The following is a 4,323-nucleotide window of genomic DNA, read 5'->3' on the forward strand; positions in this document are numbered from 1 at the left end:
CCACGGCCGAACCGCGCACCACAGGGATTACGCCCAGACGAATCGGAGGCACGACAAGCCCATGAGTACTGCGCAGGCGCCGGCGCGTCCGGCACCCACAAAGAAGACCAACATCTACAAGGGTGACCCAGGGATGTGGTCGTGGGTCGCGCACCGCATCTCCGGCGTCGCGATCTTCTTCTTCCTCTTCGTCCACGTGCTCGACACCGCACTGGTCACGGTCAGCCCCGAGACCTACAACGAGGTCATCGACACCTACAAGACCCCGATCATCGGTCTCATGGAGATCGGGCTCGTGGCCCTGGTGCTGTTCCACGCGCTCAACGGTCTGCGGATCGTGGCGGTGGACTTCTGGTCCAAGGGCGCCAAGTACCAGCGCCAGATGCTGTGGGCCGTCCTGGCGATCTGGGTCGTGGTGTTTGCCGCGGCGACCGCACGCCTCCTCTTCCTTCTCTTCTCGCACCTCTAAGGAGAACGATCACAATGGCAGACGCACCAGTTCTCCAGACCTCCTACGACCGGCCCGCCTCGCTGGCGCAGCCCCGCTCGCCCCGCCTGCGCTCGCGCGGCAACTTCGAGCGCACCGCGTGGATCTTCATGCGGTACTCGGGCGTGGCCCTGGTCTTCCTCACCATCGGCCACCTCACGGTCGGCCTGATGATCGACGACGGCGTCCACCGCATCGACTGGGCCTACGTCGCCGATCGCTGGCAGAGCCCGTTCTGGGCCTCGTGGGACATCCTCATGCTCTGGCTGGCCCAGCTGCACGGCGCTAACGGTGTCCGCACCGTGATCGCGGACTACTCGCGCAAGGACTCCACCCGGTTCTGGCTCAACGCGATCCTCATCGCGGCGACCGTCCTGGTCCTCGTCCTGGGCACCTACGCCATCTTCGGCCTCGCCTACGACATCTGATCGCCGGCAGAGTTCGTCAGCGGACTTCCTCACTTCGAAAGCGAGCACTGAGAAACCCATGACCGATCGTCAGGTCCACCAGCACCAGTACGACGTCGTCATCGTCGGCGCCGGCGGCGCCGGGATGCGCGCCGCCATCGAGGCGGGTCCGCGCACCCGCACCGCGGTCCTCACCAAGCTCTACCCCACCCGCTCCCACACCGGCGCCGCCCAGGGCGGCATGTGCGCCGCCCTCGCGAACGTCGAGGAGGACAACTGGGAGTGGCACACGTTCGACACGGTCAAGGGCGGCGACTACCTCGTCGACCAAGACGCTGCGGAGATCATGGCCAAGGAGGCCATCACCGCCGTCATCGACCTCGAGAACATGGGCCTGCCGTTCAACCGCACGCCCGAGGGCAAGATCGACCAGCGTCGCTTCGGCGGCCACACGCGTGACCACGGCAAGGCGCCCGTGCGTCGCGCCTGCTACGCCGCCGACCGCACCGGCCACATGATCCTGCAGACGCTGTACCAGAACTGCGTCAAGCACGACGTGGAGTTCTTCAACGAGTTCTACGTCCTCGACCTGTGCCTGTCGGAGACCCCCGAGGGCCCCGTGGCCACCGGCTGCGTCGCCTACGAGCTGGCCTCCGGCGACCTGCACGTCTTCCACTCCAAGGCCACCGTCTTCGCGACCGGCGGCTCGGGCCGCATGTACAAGACCACCTCCAACGCCCACACCCTCACCGGTGACGGCATGGCCGTGGTCTTCCGCAAGGGCCTGCCCCTGGAGGACATGGAGTTCCACCAGTTCCACCCGACAGGGCTCGCCGGCCTGGGCATCCTCATCTCCGAGGCCGTCCGAGGCGAGGGCGGCATCCTGCGCAACGTGGATGGCGAGCGCTTCATGGAGCGCTACGCCCCCACCATCAAGGACCTCGCGCCGCGTGACATCGTCGCCCGCTCGATGGTCCTCGAGGTCCGCGAGGGCCGCGGCGCCGGACCCGACAAGGACTACGTCTACATCGACGTGACCCACCTCGGTGCCGACGTGCTCGAGGAGAAGCTCCCCGACATCACCGAGTTCTCGCGCACCTACCTGGGCGTCGACCCGGTCACCGAGCTCGTCCCGGTATTCCCGACCTGCCACTACGTCATGGGCGGCATCCCCACCAACGTCAAGGGCGAGGTCCTGCGCAACAACGAGGACATCGTCCCCGGCCTCTACGCCGCCGGCGAATGCGCCTGCGTGTCCGTGCACGGTTCCAACCGTCTCGGCACCAACTCGCTGCTCGACATCAACGTCTTCGGCCGCCGCGCGGGCATCGCCGCCGCCGAGTACGCCATGAACAGCGAGTTCGTGGAGCTGCCCGAGGCTCCGGAGACCATGGTCCGCGAGTGGATGGAGCAGATGCTCGCGCCGCACGGCACCGAGAACGCCGCGGACATCCGCAAGGAAATGCAGGCCATGATGGACGACAAGGCGTCGGTGTTCCGCACCGAGCAGTCGCTCACCGAGGCCCGCGACGAGCTGCGTGCACTCAAGAAGCGCTACGCCGACGTCACCGTGTCCGACAAGGGCAAGCGCTTCAACACCGAGCTCCTGGAGGCCGTCGAGCTGGGCTTCCTCCTGGAGCTGGCGGAGGTCACGGTCGTCTGTGCCCTCAACCGCAAGGAGTCCCGCGGCGGTCACTCCCGCGAAGACTTCCCGGACCGCGACGACGCCAACTACATGAAGCACACCATGGCGTTCAAGGAGAGCGGACAGGATCTGCTCTCGGAGATCCGGCTGGACTGGAAGCCGGTTGTGCAGACCCGCTACGAGCCGATGGAGCGTAAGTACTGATGAGTTCCGCAGTCGACACCACCAAAGCCACCGACGGCACGAACAAGCGCCCGGTGCCGCCCGGCTCCACCATGGTCACGCTGAAGATCGCCCGGTTCAACCCGGAGGATCCGGACTCGGCGGGCTTCAAGGAGTACGAGGTCCCGGCACTGCCGTCCGACCGTCTGCTCAACCTGCTCATGTACGTCAAGAACTACATCGACGGATCGTTCGCATTCCGCCGATCCTGCGCCCACGGCGTCTGTGGTTCGGACGCCATGCAGGTCAACGGCGTCAACCGCCTGGCGTGCAAGGTCCTCATGAAGGACCTGCTCCCCAAGGACGGCAAGTCCATCACCATCACCGTGGCCCCCATCCGCGGCCTCCCGGTGGAGAAGGACCTGTACGTCGACATGGAGCCGTTCTTCAAGTCGTTCCGCGACATCAAGCCGTACCTCATCACCTCCGGCAACCAGCCGACGGGTGAGCGTATCCAGTCGCAGACCGACCGCGCCCGCTTCGACGACACCACCAAGTGCATCCTCTGCGCCTGCTGCACCACCTCGTGCCCGGTGTTCTGGAATGACGGCTCGTACTTCGGTCCCGCCGCCATCGTCAACGCGCACCGCTTCATCTTCGACTCCCGTGACGAGGGTGCCGCGGAGCGTCTCGACATCCTCAACGACGCCGAGGGCGTGTGGCGCTGCCGCACCACCTTCAACTGCACCGACGCATGCCCCCGTGGCATCCAGGTGACGCAGGCGATCCAGGAGGTCAAGCGCGCACTGCTGTTCGCGCGCTGACCCGGTAGCCGGCGAGCGAGCCCGTGGGCCGGTTAGTCGCTGGGCCGCTGAGCCGGTGAGCCGGTGAGCCGGTGGGGCCGCACCTTCCACGTGGAGGGTGCGGCCCCGCTGCTATTTGCCGGGGCCCGGACGCTCGGCTCCGGCCACCGGGCTTTGGGGCGCTGAACTCTCTGGGCTTTGGTCTCTGGGCTCTGGACTCTGAGCTCGGGGCTCTGGGCTCGAATACTCCCACCTCAGCTCGAGTTGCCTATCGCATCTCAGTTTGCCCATCTCAGCTCAAGTTGCCTATCTGGATCCGACTTGCCTAGCGGGCCCGCTGGGCAAGTCGTATCCCGATGGGCAGTTCGAAGCCCGATGGGCAAGTTGAAACCCGATAGGCAGATCGGCTGGGCAATATGCGAAGTCCGCCCCCGATCCCACGGATCCATTCAGCCGCGACGCAACGAGAAGTGGATTCCGCACACCCCCCTCGAGCGTTGTGTGCCGACCCCTCTCGGCGAGGGGATGAGGCGGCGGGTGGCGAGGGATCGAGGCGGCGGGTCTGTGATTGCCCGCCAGGGGCCGGACGTAGACTCAGCATCCGTGACGAAGCTTCGGGCGGCAGGACCGCGCACCAGGTTCGCCGCCGACACAGGCGCAGGCTCGGGCGCAGGCCAGGCCGGCAAGCCAGGCAAGGTCGACGATGTAACCAGGCCAGGCAGGGTCGGCGATGTAGCCAGACCAAGCCAGGCCGGCAAGCCAAGCCAGGCCGGCGTTGCAGGCAACGCAGGCAGGGCAGGCAGGGCAGGCAGGGCAGGC

General features: G+C 66.6%; 4 protein-coding genes. All 4 read left to right on the top strand.

Annotation, left to right across the window (positions count from 1 at the left end; translation table 11 throughout):
- Window positions 1-61: 61 nt before the first annotated feature.
- The 4 genes from sdhC to G6016_RS11415 are packed head-to-tail and all read left to right on the top strand — an operon-like array spanning window position 62 to window position 3,525.
- The gene (sdhC, locus tag G6016_RS11400) at window positions 62-469 is read left to right on the top strand and encodes a succinate dehydrogenase, cytochrome b556 subunit (protein ID WP_182632767.1); all 408 of its coding nucleotides are present in this window, start codon (window positions 62-64) and stop codon (window positions 467-469) included.
- Between the two features lie 14 nt (window positions 470-483).
- Complete coding sequence (locus G6016_RS11405) at window positions 484-915, top strand: succinate dehydrogenase hydrophobic membrane anchor subunit (protein WP_182632768.1); 432 nt, start codon at window positions 484-486, stop codon at window positions 913-915.
- A 58-nt stretch (window positions 916-973) separates the two neighbouring features.
- Window positions 974-2,743, top strand: coding sequence for a succinate dehydrogenase flavoprotein subunit (gene sdhA, locus G6016_RS11410; RefSeq protein WP_182632769.1), 1,770 nt, complete (start codon window positions 974-976; stop codon window positions 2,741-2,743).
- Window positions 2,743-3,525: a succinate dehydrogenase iron-sulfur subunit gene (locus G6016_RS11415; protein ID WP_182632770.1), complete on the top strand. Its 783-nt coding sequence runs from the start codon at window positions 2,743-2,745 to the stop codon at window positions 3,523-3,525. Before sdhA ends, G6016_RS11415 begins: the two co-directional genes overlap by 1 nt.
- The last annotated feature ends 798 nt before the right edge of the window (window positions 3,526-4,323 follow it).

Origin of the sequence: Dietzia aerolata (genome assembly GCF_014144865.1) — a bacterium.
Taxonomy (GTDB): Bacteria; Actinomycetota; Actinomycetes; order Mycobacteriales; family Mycobacteriaceae; genus Dietzia; species Dietzia aerolata.

Excerpts from the sequence above, each read along its gene's own strand:
- sdhA (WP_182632769.1), top strand. The coding sequence starts at position 974 with ATGACCGATCGTCAGGTCCACCAGCACCAGTACGACGTCGTCATCGTC.
- sdhC (WP_182632767.1), top strand. The coding sequence starts at position 62 with ATGAGTACTGCGCAGGCGCCGGCGCGTCCGGCACCCACAAAGAAGACC.
- G6016_RS11415 (WP_182632770.1), top strand. The coding sequence starts at position 2,743 with ATGAGTTCCGCAGTCGACACCACCAAAGCCACCGACGGCACGAACAAG.
- G6016_RS11405 (WP_182632768.1), top strand. The coding sequence starts at position 484 with ATGGCAGACGCACCAGTTCTCCAGACCTCCTACGACCGGCCCGCCTCG.